The sequence below is a fragment of the Pseudomonas sp. CCOS 191 genome, assembly GCF_001007005.1.
In the GTDB taxonomy this organism is placed as follows: domain Bacteria; phylum Pseudomonadota; class Gammaproteobacteria; order Pseudomonadales; family Pseudomonadaceae; genus Aquipseudomonas; species Aquipseudomonas soli.
On record NZ_LN847264.1, the window covers coordinates 1,053,019 to 1,071,733 of the forward strand.

Annotated in this window: 15 protein-coding genes; 1 reads left to right on the plus strand and 14 read right to left on the minus strand. The window is 63.7% G+C overall.

Annotation, left to right across the window (positions count from 1 at the left end; translation table 11 throughout):
* Positions 1-6 precede the first annotated feature (6 nt).
* Positions 7-720, minus strand: coding sequence for an ABC transporter permease (locus tag CCOS191_RS04870; RefSeq protein ID WP_046854270.1), 714 nt, complete (start codon positions 718-720; stop codon positions 7-9).
* A 480-nt stretch (positions 721-1,200) separates the two neighbouring features.
* Here CCOS191_RS04870 and CCOS191_RS04875 point away from each other — a divergent pair, with 480 nt between their 5' ends.
* Positions 1,201-2,784 (plus strand): peptide chain release factor 3, encoded by a 1,584-nt coding sequence (locus CCOS191_RS04875; protein WP_023629783.1) that lies wholly within the window; start codon positions 1,201-1,203, stop codon positions 2,782-2,784.
* Positions 2,785-2,880: 96 nt separating this feature from the next.
* On the opposite strand, the gene CCOS191_RS04880 is transcribed toward CCOS191_RS04875, so the two are convergent.
* The 13 genes from CCOS191_RS04880 to CCOS191_RS04940 form a co-directional block, all read right to left on the minus strand.
* The gene (locus CCOS191_RS04880) at positions 2,881-3,960 is read right to left on the minus strand and encodes a polyamine ABC transporter substrate-binding protein (RefSeq protein WP_023629782.1); all 1,080 of its coding nucleotides are present in this window, start codon (positions 3,958-3,960) and stop codon (positions 2,881-2,883) included.
* A gap of 52 nt (positions 3,961-4,012) precedes the next feature.
* Complete coding sequence (locus tag CCOS191_RS04885) at positions 4,013-4,354, minus strand: cupin domain-containing protein (RefSeq protein ID WP_046854271.1); 342 nt, start codon at positions 4,352-4,354, stop codon at positions 4,013-4,015.
* Positions 4,355-4,387: 33 nt separating this feature from the next.
* Positions 4,388-5,794: an NAD(P)/FAD-dependent oxidoreductase gene (locus tag CCOS191_RS04890; RefSeq protein WP_046854272.1), complete on the minus strand. Its 1,407-nt coding sequence runs from the start codon at positions 5,792-5,794 to the stop codon at positions 4,388-4,390.
* Positions 5,795-5,859: 65 nt separating this feature from the next.
* Positions 5,860-6,669 (minus strand): helix-turn-helix domain-containing protein, encoded by an 810-nt coding sequence (locus CCOS191_RS04895; RefSeq protein WP_046854273.1) that lies wholly within the window; start codon positions 6,667-6,669, stop codon positions 5,860-5,862.
* 333 nt (positions 6,670-7,002) lie between these two features.
* Positions 7,003-7,971 carry a peptide ABC transporter ATP-binding protein gene (locus tag CCOS191_RS04900; protein ID WP_046854274.1) on the minus strand — a complete coding sequence of 323 codons (969 nt, stop codon included), beginning with the start codon at positions 7,969-7,971 and terminating at the stop codon, positions 7,003-7,005.
* Complete coding sequence (locus tag CCOS191_RS04905) at positions 7,971-8,939, minus strand: ABC transporter ATP-binding protein (RefSeq protein WP_046854275.1); 969 nt, start codon at positions 8,937-8,939, stop codon at positions 7,971-7,973. The genes CCOS191_RS04900 and CCOS191_RS04905 overlap by 1 nt, the downstream gene beginning before the upstream one ends.
* A 10-nt stretch (positions 8,940-8,949) precedes the next feature.
* A complete protein-coding gene (locus CCOS191_RS04910; protein WP_046854276.1) occupies positions 8,950-9,876 on the minus strand; it encodes an ABC transporter permease subunit in 927 nt (308 codons plus the stop codon).
* A 10-nt stretch (positions 9,877-9,886) separates the two neighbouring features.
* A complete protein-coding gene (locus tag CCOS191_RS04915) occupies positions 9,887-10,897 on the minus strand; it encodes an ABC transporter permease subunit (RefSeq protein WP_028689623.1) in 1,011 nt (336 codons plus the stop codon).
* Positions 10,898-10,973: 76 nt separating this feature from the next.
* Positions 10,974-12,569 carry an ABC transporter substrate-binding protein gene (locus tag CCOS191_RS04920; RefSeq protein WP_046854277.1) on the minus strand — a complete coding sequence of 532 codons (1,596 nt, stop codon included), beginning with the start codon at positions 12,567-12,569 and terminating at the stop codon, positions 10,974-10,976.
* Positions 12,570-12,641: 72 nt separating this feature from the next.
* Positions 12,642-14,021: an OprD family porin gene (locus tag CCOS191_RS04925; RefSeq protein WP_046854278.1), complete on the minus strand. Its 1,380-nt coding sequence runs from the start codon at positions 14,019-14,021 to the stop codon at positions 12,642-12,644.
* Between the two features lie 157 nt (positions 14,022-14,178).
* Positions 14,179-15,771 (minus strand): ABC transporter substrate-binding protein, encoded by a 1,593-nt coding sequence (locus CCOS191_RS04930; protein ID WP_046854279.1) that lies wholly within the window; start codon positions 15,769-15,771, stop codon positions 14,179-14,181.
* A 211-nt stretch (positions 15,772-15,982) separates the two neighbouring features.
* Positions 15,983-17,608 carry an ABC transporter substrate-binding protein gene (locus tag CCOS191_RS04935; RefSeq protein WP_046854280.1) on the minus strand — a complete coding sequence of 542 codons (1,626 nt, stop codon included), beginning with the start codon at positions 17,606-17,608 and terminating at the stop codon, positions 15,983-15,985.
* Between the two features lie 312 nt (positions 17,609-17,920).
* Positions 17,921-18,643: an SIMPL domain-containing protein gene (locus CCOS191_RS04940; RefSeq protein ID WP_046854281.1), complete on the minus strand. Its 723-nt coding sequence runs from the start codon at positions 18,641-18,643 to the stop codon at positions 17,921-17,923.
* Positions 18,644-18,715: the final 72 nt, after the last annotated feature.

Genomic DNA, 18,715 nt, shown 5'->3' on the forward strand with positions numbered 1-18,715 from the left:
CTCTCGTTATCGGGCCAGGCCACGTTCCAGCCAGCGCTTGCTGGAGAAACTCACCAGCGCGTCGAGCGCCAGGGCCAGCAGCGCGGTGCACGCGGCACCCAGCAACAGCTGCGGCTGGTTGTTCAGGGCAATGCCGGGGAAGATCAGGCTGCCCAGGCTGTTGGCGCCGATCAGGAACGCCAGCGGTGCGGTACCGACGTTCAGCGCCAGGGCCACGCGCACCCCGCCGACGATGATCGGCACGGCATTGGGCAGTTCCACCTGCCACAGCTGCTGGCGCGGGGTCATGCCGATGCCGGTGGCGGCTTCCTTGAGTGAGGCGGGGACGTTTTTCAGGCCCTCGTAGGTATTGCGCACGATGGGCAGCAGGGAGGCGAGGAACAACGCGAAGATCGCGGGACCGGCGCCGATGCCCAGGATACTCAGGGCGATGGCCAGGACGGCCAGGGGAGGAATGGTGTTGCCAACGTTGAAGAACTGCATGAAGCGCTCGGCCTTGTCGACCCGGTGCGGTCGACTCAAGGCAATGCCGGCGGGGATGCCCACGGCCAGCGCCGCCGCCATCGAAGCCAGCACCAGGACCAGGTGCGCTTGCAGGTAGAACCCAAGATCGTCGCGGTAGCGGTCGATCGTGTCGATGCCGATCCAGTGGACCAGCAGGGCCAGGATGACGAGCACGGCGGCCCATCCCAACAGCCCTTTTCCGTAGCGTGCAGCCACAGGCGGACTCCTTTTTTATAGTCGGCGATCACACCCCCGTGCGGCCGGCCATTCCTGGCGGCGGGTGGTGTGCTCGCGAGTAGCAGCCGATGCGCGGCATCAGGCCATGAGCCGAACCCCGTCGGGCTCGTGAAGCAGGTGAAACCAGCCCTGAAGCGAAGCGGCTTGCAGGGGAGTGGACGTCTCCGTGGGCGTAAAGGTTCCCATCTAGAGCGGCATTTGGCCAGTGTTAATCACTGGAGTTTAGGAAATTTCGCGCGATAAAACAGCGTAAATATTACGTGGAGGCGTTGAAATTCCTGCTATCGAGGCGTTTGCCGACGCGACGTTGGATGGCCCTGGGCTAGGCGATGTATGCGTGGCTGTCGTGATCCTTCGAATACCATGTTCGGGCCGCCTTTCGTATCTTCGGTTTTGGTCCGCGCCCCGACTTCAGGTATGATATCGCCCCTTTTTGAATCCCCAGTCAGGCGATTTCCCATGACCAACCAGGCCGCCGAAGTCGCGAAGCGCCGCACTTTCGCAATCATTTCCCACCCCGACGCCGGTAAGACCACCATCACCGAGAAGCTCCTGCTGATGGGCAAGGCCATTGCCGTCGCCGGTACCGTGAAGTCGCGCAAGTCCGACCGCCACGCCACCTCCGACTGGATGGAAATGGAGAAACAGCGCGGCATCTCCATCACCACCTCGGTGATGCAGTTCCCCTACCGCGAGCACATGATCAACCTGCTCGACACCCCCGGCCACGAAGACTTCTCGGAAGACACCTACCGCACCCTGACCGCGGTGGACTCGGCGCTGATGGTGCTCGACGGCGGTAAAGGCGTCGAGCCGCGCACCATTGCCCTGATGGATGTGTGCCGCCTGCGCGACACGCCGATCGTCAGCTTCATCAACAAACTCGACCGTGACATCCGCGACCCGATCGAACTGCTCGACGAAATCGAGGCGGTGCTGAAGATCAAGGCCGCGCCGATCACCTGGCCGATCGGTTGCTACCGCGACTTCAAGGGCGTGTACCACCTGGCCGGCGACTACATCATCGTCTACACCCCGGGGCATGGCCACGAGCGCACCGAAGCGAAGATCATCGAGAAGCTCGATTCCGATGAAGCCCGCGCCCACCTGGGTGACGAATACGACCGCTTCCTCGAACAACTCGAACTGGTGCAGGGCGCCTGCCACGAGTTCGACCAGGACGCGTTCATCAATGGCCAGCTGACCCCGGTGTTCTTCGGTACCGCATTGGGCAACTTCGGTGTCGACCATGTGCTCGACGCGGTTGTCGACTGGGCGCCGCGCCCATTGGCCCGTGTCGCCCACGAGCGCACCGTGGAGCCGGTGGAAGAGAAATTCACCGGCTTCGTGTTCAAGATCCAGGCGAACATGGACCCGAAGCACCGTGACCGTATCGCCTTCATGCGTATCTGCTCGGGCAAGTACGAAAAGGGCATGAAGATGCGCCACGTGCGCACTGGCAAGGACGTGCGCATCGGTGATGCCCTGACCTTCTTCTCCTCCGAGCGCGAGCAGCTGGAGGAGGCCTATGCCGGCGACATCATCGGCCTGCACAACCATGGCACCATCCAGATCGGCGACACCTTCACCGAAGGCGAGGCGCTTGGCTTTACCGGCATCCCGCACTTCGCCCCGGAGCTGTTTCGCCGCGTGCGCCTGAAGGACCCGCTGAAATCCAAGCAGCTGCGCCAGGGCCTGCAGCAGCTGGCCGAAGAGGGCGCGACCCAGGTGTTCTTCCCCGAGCGCAGCAACGACATCATCCTCGGCGCGGTCGGTGTGCTGCAGTTCGACGTGGTCGCCAGTCGCCTGAAGGAAGAGTACAAGGTCGAGTGCGCCTATGAGCCGATCACCGTCTGGTCGGCGCGCTGGATCAGCTGCGACGACAAGAAGAAGCTCGAGGAATTCCAGAACAAGGCGGTGGAGAACCTGGCCATCGACGGTGGTGGTCACCTGACCTACCTGGCCCCGACCCGGGTCAACCTGGCGCTGATGGAAGAGCGCTGGCCGGATGTGAAATTCCGCGCGACTCGCGAGCACCACTAAGAGCAGCTGCAAGCTGCGAGCTTCAAGAAGAGGCGGGCCCGGAAAGGCCCGCCTTTTTCTTGTCGCTTGCAGCTTCAAGCTTGTAACTGACGTATGTCAGTTGCCGGCTTTTATGCTGGTCCAGATCCGCGTCCTGATGCGGTCGATCTTCGCCGGCATCGCTTCCAGCGCATACAACTTGCCCATCACGTCGTCACTCGGGTAGATCATCGTGTTGCCCTTCAGCGCCGGGTCCACCAGCGCATCCGCCTGCTGGTTGCCATTGGCGTACTGCACGAAGTTGCTGATGTTGGCCATCACTTCCGGCTGCAACAGGTAGTTCATGTACGCATACCCGGCCTTCTCGTCAGGTGCATCGGCCGGCATGGCCACCATGTCGAACCACATCGGCGCGCCTTCCTTCGGGATCGAGTAGCCCACCTTCACCCCGTTCTTCGCCTCCTCGGCACGGTTCTTCGCCTGCAGCACGTCGCCCGAGAAACCCACCACCAGGCACACGTCGCCATTGGCCAGGTCGCCGGTGTACTTCGAGGAGTGGAAGTAGCTGATATACGGGCGCACCTGCATCAGCAACGCCTTGGCCTTGTCATAGTCCGCCGGGTTCTGGCTGTGGTGGGGCAGGCCCAGGTAGTGCAGGGCGATCGGCAGCAGCTCGGGGCCGTTGTCCAGCACCGCCACGCCGCAGCTCTTGAGCTTGGCGAGGTATTCGGGCTTGAAGAACAGGTCCCACGAATCGATGGGCGCATTGTCGCCGAGCACCGCCTTGACCTTGTCGATGTTGTAGCCGATGCCGGTGCTGCCCCACAGGTAGGGGAAGCCGTACTGGTTGCCCGGGTCGTTGACCTCCAGGGCCTTGAGCAGCACCGGGTTGAGGTTCTTCCAGTTGGGCAGTTGCGACTTGTCCAGCTGCTTCAGGGCCTTGCCCTGGATCTGCCGGGCCATGAAGTGGTTGGAGGGGAACACCACGTCGTAGCCGGAGTTGCCGGTCATTAGCTTGCCGTCGAGGGTCTCGTTGCTGTCGAACACGTCGTAGGTGGGATTGATGCCGGTGGTTTGCTGGAAGTGCTTCAGGGTGTCCGGGGCGATGTAGCTCGACCAGTTGTAGATCTTCACCGAGTCGGCGGCACTGGCCACGCTGGCGGCCAGCATCAGGGGAGCGAGAAGGAGGGTGCGCATGTCGGGGTTACCTTGCTTTGTCTGTTGTTATCGAAGGCAGGCGATCAGCGGATCAGAAAATGAGGACGTAGGTCTTGCGCACGGTCTCCTGGATATCCCAGGTGCCGAGGCTGTTGGCCGGTAGCATCAGTGCGTCTCCGGCTTCTATGACCAGGGGCTCGCCACCGTCGGGAGTGAAGGTGCAGCGGCCCTTGATGAAATGGCAGAACTCCTGCTGCACGATCTGCCGCCGCCAGCGCCCCGGGGTGCATTCCCAGATACCGGTCTCGACGCCGTCGTTGCGTTCGACGCAGGTGACCGAAGTGACCGCGACCGTCTCGCCGAGGGGCACGGCGACCGGGGTGCTGCTGTCCAGGATGGCGCTGTCGGTGTGCTTGAACTGGGTGATGCTCATGACCGGTGGATCCTGTGTGGTGGTGAGGGGAAGTCAGTGCATGAAGCCTTCCATGAAGTCGGCCAGCCCACTGGCCAGGCGCCGCCGCCAGGGCGCGCTGGCGGGGTTGGCGAGGGTCCGGTCCTCGTGGACGAAACTCTGGATGATCGCGTTGTAGCCCAGCCAGCGGCACGGCTCGGGTGGCCAGCTGGCCAAGCTCGACAGCGGGCGGTTGTCGTGCACCCAGGGCTGCGCCGTCAGTTCGTTGTGCTGGCCGAGGATCAGCGCGGCCAGGGTGCGTCCACCGAGGTTGGTGGCGCCGACACCCTCGCCGCCATAACCGCCGGCCAGGGCGATGCCGCGCTGGCGGTCGCAGAGCATGTGCGGGCGGAAACGCCGGGCCATGCCGAGGTTGCCGCCCCAGGAGTGGGTGATGCGTACGTGCTTGAGCTGTGGGAACAGTTCGCCGAACAGGTAGCGGCGCAGCTCCACCTCGTCGGTGGTCAGGGTGAAGTCCTCGCGCAGGCGGCCACCGAAGCGGTAGCCGCCGCGGGCACCGAACACCAGGCGGTTGTCGGCGCTGCGCTGGCCATAGGTGACCTGGCGGCTGTTTTCGCTGAAGGCCTGGCCCTGGCTCAGGCCGATCTGCTCCCAGGTCGACTCCGGCAGCGGCTCGGTGGCCACCAGCAGGCTCTGTACCGGCAGCTGGTGCCGCCCGAGCGGTGGCAGGCTGGCGGCGTAGCCTTCCACGGCCGGCACCACCCAGTGGCTGCGGATGCGTGCCAACGGGGTGCGTACTTCGCCGGTCTGCCAGTCTATGGCTGGGGTGTTCTCGTAGATCGGCACTCCCATGGCCTCGACTGTCCGTGCTAGGCCACGCACCAGCCTTGCCGGTTGAATGGTGGCGACGTGTGGGCTGTAGAGGGCGCCGTAGGGGTTGCTGATCTTCAGCTGGGCATCCAGCTGTTCCGGGCGCAGCCAGCGGTAGTCGTCTTCATTCATGCCCTGGCGGTAGAGGTCGTCGAGCCAGGCGCGCAGGCTGCGTTCCTGTTCCGGGTAGCGGGCGGCGCAGTAGAGCACTCCGCCCTTGCGGTAGTCGCAGGCGATGCCTTCGCGCAGGAGCACGTCGTGGACTTCGTCGGGGATGCCATGCAGCAGGTCGATGCTTTCACGCCTTTGCTGCGGCGAGAGCGTGGCCAGCAGGCGGTCCTCGCCCAGCAGGTTGCCCATCAGCCAGCCGCCATTGCGTCCGGAGGCGCCGAAGCCGGCGATGTTGGCCTCGATCACCGCGATGTTCAGCTGCGGCGCCTGGCGTTTGAGGTAGTAGGCCGTCCACAAGCCGGTGTAGCCCGCGCCGATGATGCACACGTCGAGGTCCAGGTCCTGACGCAGGGCCGGGCGCGCGCACAATGGCTCGTCGAGCTGGTCCATCCACAGGCTGATCGTGCGCAGGGGTTGCATCGGGTCGGGCTCCACATCCGTTCAAGGTCTGTGGACGATCCTAGTGAAGCGCGGGGAGGGCTGTCTTACGTGCGTGCACGCAGGGAAATTTGCTTGAGGTAGGCCTTTGGCGACAGGCCGGTGTGCTCACGGAAGCACTTGTAGAACGCCGACAGCGAATTGAAACCGGCGTTGAACGCCAGGTCATCGACGGGCGCCGCAGCGCAGCTATTGTCCAACCGGCTCAGCAGGTGCTGCAGGCGGGCCTGGTTGACGTAGCGGTAGAAGCTCTGGCCAAGCACCTGGTTGAGCAGATAGGAAATCTGGTTGCGGCTGTAGCCGCTTTCGTCGGCGACCTGCTGCAGGTCCAGTTCAGGGTCAAGGTAGGGGCGTTGGGCCTGGAAGTAATGCTCCAGGTCCTGGGCCATGGTCGACAGCTGGCGTGGCGACAGGCCAAGCCGGCTGGTGGCCGGACGCGGACCACCGGCGGGGCTGCCCTTGGCATCGCCGCGCACCAGCGTGGCGTATTCGTTGATCCGCCAGATCAGCCCGTCCCTGACCGTGATCGCCTCGCTGGATTGGAACGCCACCAGGCCGTCGCCACCTTGTACGGTGACCTGGTACTGGATGAACGCGGTGCAGCCATCGACGCGGATGCGGTCGCTGTGGACGATGTCCTCCCCGGCCTCATGGGGCAGGCTGGCGCGCACGTAGTCGCGCAGCTGGGTGAAACCGAGCACGCGGTTCTGGAAGAAGTCGTGGTACTGGATATCCGGGTGGTACAGGGCCATCACCCCGTCCAGGTCGCGATGCTTCCAGCACAGGTGGTAGCGCATGACGGTGGCGGCGGTGAGAGGGGTCTGCTCAGGGCCGTCGGAGAGGGGAGTGGTGGTCATGGGCCCGATAGTGCATTGCAGAAAACCCAGGCGCAAGGCCACGGATCCGGCATTTTGCACGGTTTTTCCGAGCGGTTGCCGGCTAAGTTTTTGATTTGTATGTATGTAATTTTTTGATACAGCTGGCATGGGGGCTGCACCTCTTTTGATCAACACCACACGAGGAGAACAGCCATGCGCTCGATACTGCTGTGGATGATTGGGGTGCCGATTCCGGTGATCATCCTGATCTGGTTCTTCATGCATTGAAACAATCGCGGGACAAGCCCGCTCCCACGAGGCCGAACTGGCTTCGTGGGAGCGGGCTTGCCCCGCGATGAAGGCTACCCGGACCTACAGGAACTGCTCGGCATAGTGGCACGCCACCTGCCGCGTGCTCACTTGGCGCAACGCCGGTACTTCCTTGGCGCAGCGTTCGGTGGCATACGGGCAACGCTTGTGGAACGCACAACCGTCCGGCGGATTCAGCGGGTTGGGCAGTTCACCGGCAATGCGGATCTTCGGCTTCAGCGGGTCCGGGTGGATCGCCGGGGTGGCCGACAGCAGCGCCTGGGTATACGGGTGCAGCGGCTTGTCGTAGATGTCCTGCTTGGGCCCCATTTCCGCTGGCCGGCCGAGGTACATCACCAACACCTGGTCCGCCACATGGCGCACTACCGCCAGGTTGTGGGAGATGAACACGTAGGCGGTGTTGAACTCCTTCTGCAGGTCCATGAACAGGTTCAGCACCTGGGCCTGGATCGACACGTCCAGCGCCGAGGTGGGTTCGTCGGCCACCAGCACCTTGGGTTGCAGCATCATCGCCCGGGCCAGGGCGATGCGCTGGCGCTGACCGCCGGAGAACATGTGCGGATAACGCTGGTAGTGCTCGGGGCGCAGGCCCACCTGCTCCATCATCTTCTGCACTTTCTCGCGGCGTTCGGCCTTGCTCAGCGAGGTGTTGATCAGCAGCGGCTCGGCGAGCTGGTCGCCGATCTTCTGCCGAGGGTTGAGCGAGGCGTAGGGGCTCTGGAACACCATCTGCACGTCGCGGCGCAACTGTTTGCGCTGGTCCTTGCTGGCGCCCTTGACCTCGTGGCCGGCGATCTGCAGCGAACCGGAGGACGGCTCTTCGATCAGGGTCAGGGCCCGCGCCAGGGTCGACTTGCCGCAGCCGGATTCACCGACCACGGCCAGGGTCTTGCCGGCCTCCAGTTCGAACGACACGCCGTTGAGCGCCCGCACCAGCGCATGGCCCTTGAACAGGCCGCGGGAGACTTCGTAGTGGCGGGTCAGCTCACGAGCGGAAAGTACGACGGCCATCACGCCACCTCCTGGTTCAGCGGATAGAAGCAACGCACCAGGCTATGGGCCTGGGGATCGAGGGCCGGGCGCTGCCGGCGGCAGTTTTCCTGCACATAGGGGCAGCGCGGTGACAGCAGGCAGCCTTGCGGGCGGTCATAGCGGCCGGGGACGATGCCGGGCAGGGTGGCCAGGCGTTCGGCGCCGATGCTGTGCTCGGGAATGGCCGCCAGCAGCGCTTCGCTGTACGGATGGGCGGGAATGTCGAACAGCTCCGGCACCTGGCCGACTTCGACTGCTTGCCCTGCGTACATCACACACACGCGCTTGGCGGTTTCGGCGACCACGGCCAGGTCGTGGGTGATCAGGATGAGCGCCATGTTGCGCTCTTTCTGCAGGTTGACCAGCAGCTCCATGATCTGGGCCTGGATGGTCACGTCCAGCGCGGTGGTCGGTTCGTCGGCGATCAGCAGTTTCGGCTCGCCGGCGATGGCCATGGCGATGGCCACGCGTTGGCTCATGCCGCCGGACAGTTGGTGCGGGTAGGCGTCCAGGCGGCTTTCGGCGGCCGGGATCTCGACCTTCTTCAGCAGCTCCAGCGCGCGCTGGCGCGCAGCCTTGCCCTTGAGGCCCAGGTGCTGGCGCAGCACTTCCTCGATCTGGTAGCCCACGGTATAGCTGGGGTTGAGCGCGGTCATCGGGTCCTGGAAGACCATGGCGATGTCCTTGCCCACCACCTTGCGGCGCTGCCGGCCGCTGAGCTTGAGCATGTTGGTGCCGGCGAAGTCGAGCACGTCCGCGGTGATGCGCCCGGGGGCTTCGATCAGCCCCATCAGCGCCATCATGGTCACCGACTTGCCCGAGCCCGACTCGCCGACGATGGCGAGGATCTCGCCGGCATCCACGCTCAGGTCGAGGCCGTCCACCACGGGCACGGCATTGGCGTCGCCGAAGCGCACGTTCAGGTTGTTGATCTGCAACAGTGACATGGCGATCTCCTCAGGCGGCGTTCTTGAGTTTCGGGTCCAGCGCGTCGCGCAGGCCGTCGCCCATCAGGTTGATTGCCAGCACACTGAGCAAAATGGTCAGGCCGGGCAGGCTCACCACCCACCAGGCGCGTTCGATGTAGTCGCGGGCCGAGGCCAGCATGGTGCCCCACTCGGGGGTTGGCGGCTGCACGCCGAGGCCGAGGAAGCCCAGGGCCGCGGCGTCGAGGATCGCCGAGGAGAAGCTCAGGGTGGCCTGCACGATCAGCGGCGCCATGCAGTTGGGCAGCACGGTGACGAACATCAGCCGTGGCAGGCCGGCACCGGCCAGGCGCGCGGCGGTGACGTAGTCACGGTTCAGTTCGCCCATCACCGCGGCGCGGGTCAGGCGCACGTAGGACGGCAGCGAGACGATGGCGATGGCGATCACGGTGTTGATCAGGCCTGGGCCGAGGATGGCGACGATGGCCACGGCCAGCAGCAGCGAGGGCAGGGCCAGCATCACGTCCATCAGGCGCATGATCGAGGGGCCGAGGATCTGCGGGAAGAAGCCGGCCAGCAGGCCCAGCAGGATGCCCGGGATCAGCGACATCACCACCGACGACAGGCCGATCAGCAGCGACAGTCGGGCGCCCTGGATCAGCCGCGAGAGCAGGTCGCGGCCCAGTTCGTCGGTACCGAGGATGAACTGCCAGGTACCGCCTTCGAGCCATACCGGCGGCGTGAGCAGGAAGTCGCGGTATTGCTCGCTGGGGTTGTGCGGCGCCACCCAAGGGGCGAACAGGGCGCAGAACACCACCAGGCACATGAACGCCAGGCCGGCCACCGCGCCCTTGTTGCGCGAGAAGGCCTGCCAGAATTCTTTGTACGGCGAGGGATAGAGCAAGCTTTGGTCGACCACGCTGGGCGGGGTGACGGATTTTGGAATCGGGCTGGTCATGGCGTAGTCCTCAGCGCTGATGACGGATGCGTGGGTTGGCCAGGCCGTAGAGGATGTCCACGACGAAGTTGACCAGGATCACCAGGCAGGCGATCAACAGGATGCCGTTCTGGACCACGGGGTAGTCACGGGCACCGATGGCTTCGATCAGCCATTTGCCGATGCCCGGCCAGGAGAAGATGGTTTCGGTGAGCACGGCGCCGGCCAACAGCGTGCCGACCTGCAGGCCGAACACGGTGAGTACCGGGATCAGCGCGTTGCGCAGGCCGTGGATGAACACCACGCGCGACGGCGACAGGCCCTTGGCGCGGGCGGTACGGATGTAGTCCTCGCGCAGCACTTCGAGCATCGACGAACGGGTCATGCGGGCGATCACCGCCAGCGGGATGGTGCCCAGCACGATGGCCGGCAGGATCAGGTGCATCACGGCATCCTTGAACGCGCCTTCCTCGTCGCTGAGCAGGGTGTCGATGAGCATGAAGCCGGTTTTCGGCTCGATGTCATAGAGCAGGTCGATGCGCCCGGAGACCGGTGTCCAGCCCAGGCTCACCGAGAAGAACATGATCAGGATCAGGCCCCACCAGAAGATCGGCATCGAGTAGCCGGCCAGGGAGATGCCCATCACCCCGTGGTCGAACAGCGAGCCGCGCTTGAGCGCGGCGATCACCCCGGCCAGCAGGCCGATGACCCCGGCGAACAGCAGGGCGGCCATGGCCAGCTCCAGGGTAGCCGGGAACAGGGTGAGGAATTCGTTCCATACGCTTTCACGGGTGCGCAGGGATTCGCCCAGGTCGCCCTGGGCGAGCTTGCCGACATAGTCCAGGTACTGGGCCGGCAGCGGCTTGTTCAGGCCCAGGCGCTCCATGGCCTGGGCATGCATTTCGGGGTCGACCCGGCGTTCGCCCATCATCACTTCGACGGGGTCGCCGGGGATCAGGCGTATGAGCGCAAAGGTCAGCAGGGTGATACCGAAGAAGGTCGGAATCAGCAGACCCAGGCGTCGGGCAATAAAACTCAACATTGTCAGGGGTACCTCATCAGCCGGAAACGGCGTGCCGCCGGGGCCTCTTGCACAAGGTCCGGCGGCTGTTGTTGTTCTACTTCACCTTGGTGGTGGCGAAGTTGTTGTTGGTCAGTGGGTTGATCACATAGCCTTCGACGTTCTCGCGCATGGCGGTGAACATTTTCGGGTGGGCCATGCTGATCCACGGCTGGTCTTCATCGTACACCGCCAAGGCCTCGTTATAGAGCCTGGCGCGTTCGTCGTTGTCGATCACTTCGCGGGCGCGGGTGATCAGGTCCTGGAATTTCTGGTTGCACCAGCGCGCATAGTTCTCGCCGCTTTTCACCGCGTCACAGCTGAGCATCGGCGTGAGGAAGTTGTCCGGGTCGCCGTTGTCGCCGGCCCAGCCCGCCGACACCAGGTCGGCCTCGCCCTTCTTGGCGCGACGCAGCATCTCGGCCCACTCCATGACGCGGATGTCGAGCTTGATGCCGATCTTGGCCAGGTCCGACTGCAGCATTTCGGCGGACAGGCGCGGGTTGGGGTTGGTCGGGCCACCGCCGTTGCGGGTGAACAGGGTGATCACCGTGCCCTCCGGCACGCCGGCTTCCTTGAGCAGGGCGCGGGCCTTGTCGAGGTCGTGGGGCGGGTTCTTGTTGTCGGTGTTGTAGCCGATCATGGTCGGTGGATACGGGTTGACCCCAACCAGGGCGTTGCCCTTGCCGAACAGCTGGTCGACGTGGGTCTGGCGGTCGAAGGCCATGTCGATCGCCTTGCGCACGCGCACATCGCTCAGGTACTTGTGCTGGGTGTTCATCGAGATGTAGCCGGTAACCAGCGCCTCGATCTCGGCGACCTTGAGTTTCGGGTCGGTCTTGATCCCCGGCACGTCGTCAGGCTTGGGATACAGGGCGATCTGGCATTCGTTGGCGCGCAGTTTCTGCAGGCGCACGTTGCTGTCGGTGGCGATGGCGAAGATCAGCGCGTCGGCGGGTGGCTTGCCACGGAAGTAGTCCGGGTTGGCCTTGTAGCGGACGTTGGCGTCCTTGTTGTAGCGCTGGAACACGAACGGGCCGGTGCCGACCGGCTTGCTGTTGAGCTCGCCGGTCTTGCCGGCCTTGAGCAGCTGGTCGCCGTACTCGGCGGAGTAGATCGAGGTGAAGGCCATGGCCAGGTCGCGCAGGAAGGGCGCCTCCGGGCGGGTCAGGGTGATCACCACGGTGTGATCGTCGGTCTTCTCGACCGACTTGAGCAGGTCCTTGAAGGCCATGCTCTCGAAGTAGGGGTAGCCGACGCTGGTCTTGTCGTGCCACGGATGGTCTTTCTTCAGCTGACGGTTCAGGCTCCACAGCACGTCATCGGCATTGAAGTCGCGGGTGGGCTTGAAGTAGTCGGTGGTGTGGAACTTGACGCCTTCGCGCAGGTGGAAGGTGTAGACCAGGCCGTCGGGGCTGACGTCCCAGCTGGTGGCCAGGGCCGGCTGGATCTCGGTGGTGCCGGGCTTGAAGTCGACCAGGCGGTTGAAGATGGCCTCGGCCGTGGCGTCGGCGGTGACGGCGGTGGTGTACTGGACGATGTCGAAGCCTTCCGGGCTGGCTTCGGTGCACACCACCAGCGGCTTGGCCGCCAGATTCGATGCGGCGCCCAGGATGACGGCTGCCAGGGCAGCACGTAGCGGTAGCAATTTCATGGAACCTCCCTGCAGTGCTAGTTCCAGCGTAGCCGCCACGGCCCGTGGGGAGGCGGGCCGTGGCGCCAACGGTCAGAGGATGTTGAACGGAATGGTGGTGACGACGCGGAACTCGTCGAGACTGCCGTCGCTCTGCGCCTTGCTGGCACGGTGGGCGGTATAGGTGGCGCGGATGGTGGTGTCCTTCAGCATGCCGCTCTGCACCGCGTAGCTGGTGCCGATGCCCCACTCGTAGTGGTTCTCGCCGTCCTGGCCGCGGACGTCATAGGCGGTGCCCTTGTAGTGGGTACCGTCGATATCCCAGCCGCGGGCGTTGTAGACGTTGAACTTCAGGCCCGGCACGCCATACGGCGCCATGTTCAGCACATAGCTGATCTGCAGCGATTTCTCGTTCGGGCCGTTGAAGTCCGACAGCAGTGAGTTGGCCAGGTAGATGCCGTTGGTCTCGTGCAGGTAGTCGAAGTACTCGTTACCGTTGACCTGCTGCCAGGAGGCGGTGAGGGTGTGGGCCTGGTGGGTCAGGCCGAACGACAGGCTGTAGGTGTCGTTGTCGATCTCGCCCATCTTCTTGCTGCCTTCGTCCACGGTCTTGTAGTAGTTCAGACCGGTGGTCAGGCTCAGCACCGCGCTGTCGCCCAGCACGTGGTTGGCGCCGAAGTAGTACTGGTTCCAGAAGTCCTCGACCTTGGTGGCGTAAAGGCTGGTGGTCAGGCTCTTGAGCGGCTGGTAGTTGATGCCGACGGTGCTGGCGCGGTCGGTTTCCCTGCCGTTGCCGTATTCGCTGCGGAACTTGCTCAGGCTCTGCTCGGTACGCGGCGAAACGCGGTCGAAGGTACCCACGTCGAACGACAGGTTCTCGAACTCGGCGCTGTGCAGGAACGCGCCCTGGAAGCTCGAAGGCAGCGCGCGGTTGCCGATGTAGGCGATCATCGGCGTGTCGACCGACTGACGACCGACGGTCAGCGTGGTGTTGGAGATGCGCGCCTTGACGTTGCCCAGGCCCATCTTGCTCCACTGGCCGATCGGGTCGCCGTCGCTGTGGGTCAGGGTACGGTTGTTCGGGCCGGCCACGGCGGCGCGACCTTGCTCGAGGGCGATGGCATTGTAGGCTGCGGCCTCGACGGCAAAGCCGACGGTGCCTTCGGTGAAGCCCGAGCTGTAGTTGAGGATGGTGCCCTGCACCCAGTTGTCGCGGCTGTGGGTGTCGTGGCGGGTGCCATCGCTCTTGGTGTATTTCCACAGCGGCGCGCGGGTGGCGCGTTCGCGGGCATACCAGTTGCGGGTGCTGCCGGACAGGCTCTGGCCATCAATGAAACCTTTGGCTTCGGCCTGTTCGCTGCTGGACTTGAGCGCGAACGGCACGAAGTCCTGGCTTGCGGGTTCGGCCTGAGCGAGGGCGCAGAAGGCGCCGACGGACAAGGCCAGTGCGGTGGTTGTGGTACGAATCAACATGAAAGCTCCCTGATATTTTTCTAGTTATCACCCGACCTTGTGGGCCGGGCTTGTCACGGTGACGCGGTACTGCAGTGTCTGCCTGGGGGTTGCCAGGCAAATCCGGGCTGCACGCCGTCGCGGGAGTGGGTCGCACTCCCGGCCGGGCGTTGCAGGGTCAATCGATGCTGACGCCGGAGAAAACGTTGCGTCCGAAGGGGCTGACCTTGAAGTCTTTCACGCTGATGCTCAGCGGCTGGTTGACCGTGGAGTGCGCGACCGGGGTGATCGGCACCTGTTGCTTGAGACGTTGCTGGGCTTGTTCGTAGAGGCTGGTGCGCTGGTCGCGGTCGGTGACCTGCTTGGCTTTTTTCACCAGCGCGTCGTATTGCGAATCGCACCACAAGGAGTAGTTGTTGCTGCCGATGGCGTCGCAGCTGAACAAGGTGCCGAGCCAGTTGTCCGGATCACCGTTGTCGCCGGTCCAGCCGATCAGGGCGATGTCATGCTCGCCGCTCTTCATGCGCTTGAGGTATTCGCCCCATTCGTAGCTGACGATGCGCACCTTGAAACCGAGCTTGCTCCAGTCGGACTGGAGCATTTCGGCCATGAGCTTGGCGTTGGGGTTGTAGGGGCGCTGTACCGGCATGGCCCACAGGGTGATCTCGGTGCCTTCCTTGACCCCGGCCTGCTTGAGCAGCTGCTTGGCCTTTTCCGGGTCGAAGGGGGCGTCCTTGATCGATTTGTCGTAGGACCATTGGGTCGGCGGCATGGCGTTGACGGCGGCCTGGCCAGCGTCCTGATAGACCGCCTGGATGATCGCCTGCTTGTTCACCGCCATGTCCATGGCTTGGCGCACCTCCAGCCGGTCGAAGGGTGGGTGCTGGGTGTTGTAGGCGATATAGCCAAGGTTGAAACCGGGTTGCGTCATCACCTGCAGCTTGCCGTCTTCCTTGAGCGCGGGCAGGTCGGCCGGGCGCGGGTGCAGGGTGATCTGGCATTCGTTGCGGCGCAGCTTCTGGATGCGCACCGAGGGGTCGACGTTGATCGAGAACACCAGGTTGTCGATCTTCACCCGGTCAGGTGCCCAGTAGTCCTTGTTGCCCTTGAAGCGGATCTGCGAATCCTTCTGGTAGCGCTGGAACACGAACGGACCGGTGCCGATCGGCTTCTGGTTGATATCGCTGGCCTTGCCGCTGGCCAGCAGGTGGTCGGCGTACTCGGCGGAGAGGATCGAGGCGAAGGCCATGGCGATGTTCTGCAGGAACGCGGCGTCGACCTTGTTGAGGGTGAAGGCCACGGTCAGCGGGTCGGTCTTCTCGACCTTGGCGATGTTCTTGTCCAGCCCCATGCTGATGAAGTACGGGAACTCGGTGGGGTAGGCCTTGCGGAAGGGGTGGTCCTTGTCGAGCATGCGGTTGAAGGTGAACAGCACGTCGTCGGCGTTGAAGTCGCGGCTGGGCTTGAAGTCCTTGTTGCCATGGAACTTCACCCCGGGGCGCAGGTGGAAGGTGTACTTCAGGCCGTCCTCGGACACCTGCCAGTCGGTGGCCAGGCCCGGCTGCACGGCGGTGCCGCCACGCTCGAACTCGACCAGGCGGTTGTAGATCGGTTCGGCGGCGTCGTTGTCGGTGGCCGCGGTGTACTGGGCGGTGTCGAAGCCCGCCGGGCTGCCTTCGGAGCAGAACACCAGGTTGTTGGCGAGGCTCGCGGGAGCCTGGCTCAGCAGGCCGAGGGCAAGCAGGGTGGAACTCAGTGTGGTCAGGCGCATGGCAGATCCTTTGTCCGTGTCTTCAGGCCGCGACAGGCAAAACGCGGCTGCTGCATCCCGGTCCTGACGATAGGCGCGCCAGAATGCGGGAACCAGGGTTCGCTACTGATTTGGGTGCGGGAGCGTTCCGGCGAGCGTGAGGGAATTACCCTACGTATCGCCCGGTCGTGTCATCGTCCCGCCGGAAAACCCGGCGGGACGATCACGGCCGTTACTTGTCCACGCTGACCCCGTAGAAGGAGTTCAGGCCGAACGGGCTGATCTTGAAGTCCTTCACTTTCGCGCTCATGGGCTGATACACGGTGGAGTGGGCGATCGGGGTGATCGGCACCTGCTCCTTGAGGATATGTTGCGCCTGCTTGTACAGCTCGGTGCGTTTGGCCTGGTCGGGGGTCGCCTTGGCTTGCTTGATCAGGTCGTCGTAGGGCTTGTAGCACCACTTGGAGAAGTTGTTGCCATCCATGGCATCGCAGCCATAGAGCGTGCCCAGCCAGTTGTCCGGGTCACCATTGTCGCCGCTCCAGCCAATCAGCATGGCGCCCTGCTCGCCGCCCTTGGAGCGCTTGATGTACTCGCCCCATTCGTAGCTGACGATCTTGGCCTTGATGCCGATCTTGGCCCAGTCGGACTGGAGCATCTCGGCCATCAGCTTGGCGTTGGGGTTGTAGGGGCGTTGCACCGGCATGGCCCACAGGGTGATCTCGGTGCCTTCCTTGATGCCGGCTTCCTTGAGCAGCTGCTTGGCCTTCTCGGGATCGTACTTGGCATCCTTGATCGTGGTGTCGTAGGACCACTGCGTTGGTGGCATGGCGTTGACCGCCAGCTGGCCGGCACCCTGATACACCGATTCGATGATCTGCTGCTTGTTGACCGCCATGTCCAGGGCCTGGCGGACCTTGAGTTGGGACAGGGGGTTCGCTTCGTTGCTGCCCTTGACCTTGTCCATCACGTTGTAGGCGATGTAGCCGAGGTTGAAGCCGGCCTGGTCTGGCATCTGCAGCTTCTTGTCTTCCTGCAGCGGCTTGATATCGGCCGGACGCGGGAAGAGCGTCACCTGGCACTCGTTCTTCTTGAGTTTCTGCATGCGCACCGAGGCGTCGGTGCTGATGGCGAAGATCAGGTTGTCGATCTTCACGTCCTCAGGATTCCAGTAGCTCTTGTTGCCGGTGAAGCGGATGTTCGAGTCTTTCTGGTAGCTCTTGAACACGAACGGCCCGGTACCGATCGGCTTCTGGTTGATCTCGGCGGGCTTGCCCTGCTTGAGCAGCTGGTCGGCGTATTCGGCCGACTGGATCGAGGCGAAGTGCATGGCCATGTTCTGGATGAACGCGGCGTCGACGTCGTTGAGGGTGAACTTCACAGTGTGCTCGTCGACCTTCTCCACCTTGGCGATGTTCTTGTCCATGCCCATGTCGGTGAAGTACGGGAACTCGGTAGGGTAGGCCTTGCGGAAGGGGTGGTCCTTGTCGAGCATGCGGTTGAAGGTGAACAGCACGTCGTCGGCGTTGAACTCGCGGGTCGGTTTGAAGTAGTCGGTGGTATGGAACTTGACGCCTTCACGCAGGTGGAAGATGTAGGTCTTGCCGTCCTCGGAGACGTCCCAACTGGTGGCCAGGCCCGGAATGACCTTGGTGCCGCCGCGCTCGAATTGCGTCAGGCGGTTGAAGATGGTCTCGGCGGAGGCGTCGAAGTCGGTTCCGGTGGTGTATTGCCCCGGGTCGAAACCGGCCGGGCTGCCTTCGGAGCAGAACACCAGGTTGGACGCGGCGTGGGCGATCGGTGCACCGGCTAGCAAGCCTGCGCCTACCAGGAACGGAATGACTGCGTGTTTGAGCATGGTGGCCTCATTGTTGTCATTTTTCGAATTGAGGCGGCCTCGTGAGCCGACCTGCGGATACTTATGCAGGGGGTATTCCCAATGCAACACTCAGCAGGATGGTTGACGCCAAAAACGTGGTACTGACGTACATGGATGTCGCATCCATATAACTTTGGCGAATGTTGAACGTTTGCGAGGGGGAAAAGGGCGAAAATTTCAGGATATTTCGCACTTTATGTGACAAGCAGACGCACCCGTTTGGTGCGTAGGAAAGGTCTGAAACTGCTGTCCGAGACGGTTTTGACCGCCTCGGACATCCAGTTGAATGGGTCAGGGCACCTGAACTTCGATCAGGCCGTCGGCACTCATGCTCACTTCGCTGGTTCCGGCTTCGATATCCGGTGCCGGCGCGGCTTCATCGGCGGCGCCCTTGGCCATCATCGCCATCGGTGCGTTGCGCAGGTAAGGGCGCGGGTAACCGCTGCTGTTGAGGTTCAGGCTGACCACCTTGTAGCCTTTGCCGCCCAGGGCATCGGTGGCCAGCTGGGCGCGGGCCTTGAACGCGGCGACGGCATCCTTGAGCAGCTCGTCTTCATTGGACTTGCGTGTGGCCGGGGCAATGGAGAAGTCCATGCCGCCCATCTTCAGGTCTTGCAGCAGGTCACCGGTGAGCTTGGACAGGGCCGGGAAGTCGGCGCTTTCCAGGCGCAGTTCGGCGCGCTCGCGCCAGCCGGTGATCTTCTGGCCCTTGGTGTCGTAGATCGGGTAGCTGTTACGGCTGCCCTGGCTGATCTTCACGTCCTTGACCTGGCGGGCCTGCTGCACGGCCTTGTTCATGGTCTCGGTGATCTCTTTGGCCAGCTTGCCCGGGTCGGTGTTCTGCGCTTCGCTGTACAGCGTGACGACCATCAGGTCGCGTGCCACTTCCTTGCTGACTTCGGCACGCAGCGACACCTGGTTGTAGCGTGGCTCGTCGGCCGCCAGGGCCGGCAGGCTGGCGAGCATGCCGCAGGACAGGGCAACGGCGGCGGCGCCGCGACGGGTAATGTGCATGTGGAGCTCCTTGGCAGGGTAAGGCGTGGGTGAGCAGATCCGTTCCACGCATGGCCGATCAGACCGGTGACA